This window comes from Fusibacter sp. (genome assembly GCF_057447755.1).
Genome location: NZ_JBVBZF010000464.1, coordinates 1 through 2,065 on the forward strand (window position 1 = coordinate 1; position 2,065 = coordinate 2,065).

A 2,065-nucleotide genomic window follows, 5' to 3' on the forward strand; every position below is an offset into this window, starting at 1 on the left:
AACTTTGATTGTCGAATACCCATATGATGCTTTTGAAAATACACTTATGGGTTCCTTGTTAAACTTATCAAGTCGTTCAAGACTCGTTTATGATGAAAGCCAAAATGAGATTGAAAATGCAGTCTATACAATTAAAGAGACCCACTACAAGATAATTGAAGAAAATCAGTATCAAGCAATTTTGATAAGCTTTTTAAAAAGAGAACTCAGCATAATTGGTCTAATGTGCATCATACTCTTATCGGCAGCTTATATTATTGTTAACCGCAGTATTAAAACATTGGGTAATTTGATTACAGATTTGGATCGAAATTATAGAAAGAATACAACGGGTTCCTGCTTAATCGATGAATATCATTTAATCATATCAAGATTTGAAGATTTAAAATTAGACATAAACTTAAAACTCCTGAAAATTAGTGAACTAAAAGTCGTAGAAAGTGATTTAATTCAAGAGCTTAGATATAAAACCAAGCAGTTTGAAGAACTCTATAAAAACCATGCCGTACTAAAAAACAGGGCACAATATCTTTCGGCCTTTTTTTCAACTGTCTCTGACAATATGGACCAAATTATTTGGTTGACAGATACCAGTGGGAGAATTGTTTACGCAAATCAAGCCCTTAAAGAAATATTAAAATTTGAGGTTAGCAATAATCAAGAATGTCATTTAAAAGACTTCATTGAGGGTTTTGACCAAGGAATGGATATCCTATTAAGTCGTGATTTTAAAGCCATTAAGTTTACCTTTAAAAACCAAGTTTTCAATGAACCTTTAAGTGGCAGTGCTATTAGAATTAGTGAATTCAACAAAGTGAAATTTATTTTGTTTTTATGTTCAAAAAGTAATTTTGAAGACAAGATGAATCAAAATTATTTAAAGAAAAGTCGAGATCTTCATTTTATAAATGAAATTGGAAAAATCATTAGCATAAACAACAATATTGAAGCTACCTTACAAGAAGTATTAGACAAGGTTGCTTTTTTGGCAAACTTAAATTCGAGTACAATTCGGTTGGTCAATGAAAACCAAATGCTTGAGATTAAAACGGTATCTGGTTATAGTACTGAATATGTTTTAAATGAAGAGACACCTATTGATGACCACCATATGGGCTATTGTTTTAAAGAAAATAAGATCATTTTGATTAATCATGAAGAAGATTTGCTCTTTCCTGAACCTTTTTTGCAAAAAATTCTTAATGAGGGCAAATCAATAGCATATATCCCCTTGGCAAACTATCAAAAGAGCTTTGGGGTAATGTCAATTATCAGTGACTTTAAATTTAATACAGATTACTTGGTTTTATTGGAGTCAATATCAATTAACGTGACCATTTCCCTTGAAAAAGTACTCTTGTATGACCAGCTTAAGGCAAATTATTTTAAAACAGTGGAGGCCTTTGTAACGGCAGCTGAAATCAAACAAGAACGATTTAGTGGTCACTCAAGAAGGGTAGCTAGGGTTTGTAGGCTTATTGCCCAGAGACTCTATTTGAATGAGAATGAAATTGATGATATTTACATTGCAGGGTTATTGCATGATATTGGTAAACTTGGATTTGCAGATAATTCTCTTGAATATTTTTTTGATATTGATGATCATGGTGCAATGGGTAGAAAAATGATTGAAAACGTAGGCTTTAATAAGGAAATCTTGGATGGTATCGAATTCCACCATCTCAATTATGATTTATCAAATCAGTCCAATGAGCTTCAGGAGCAGCCATATTATTCGCAGATAATTAGGCTGGCAAATGATTTTGACTTGTTTATGAATTATAGAAGTGGCGAATTAAACCGCCAGCAGTTTATTACTAAAATGTCTTCAGATTCAGGCACAGTTTACTCGCCTCAATTGATCAAAATTCTTGAAGATCTCATGGAGAGTAAAAGTGAAGTCCTTCAAGATATTTATGAGTCGGCAATACAGGGGGAAAAATATGAGAATTAAATATCACAATTTCCAACTGGGACTAATCCTTGTCATGATTTCTATTCCGATGTTGATATGGAGTTTAGGCATATTCTCCAGTTTTAGAGAATATGTATATGAAGAAAATAG

The 2,065-nt window shown here is 32.1% G+C and carries 1 protein-coding gene; it reads left to right on the forward strand.

What is annotated here, in order from left to right:
• The coding region (locus AC220I_RS21695; protein WP_486725957.1) for an HD domain-containing protein at positions 1–1,954 on the forward strand (1,954 nt) is incomplete at its 5' end.
• Positions 1,955–2,065 lie beyond the last annotated feature (111 nt).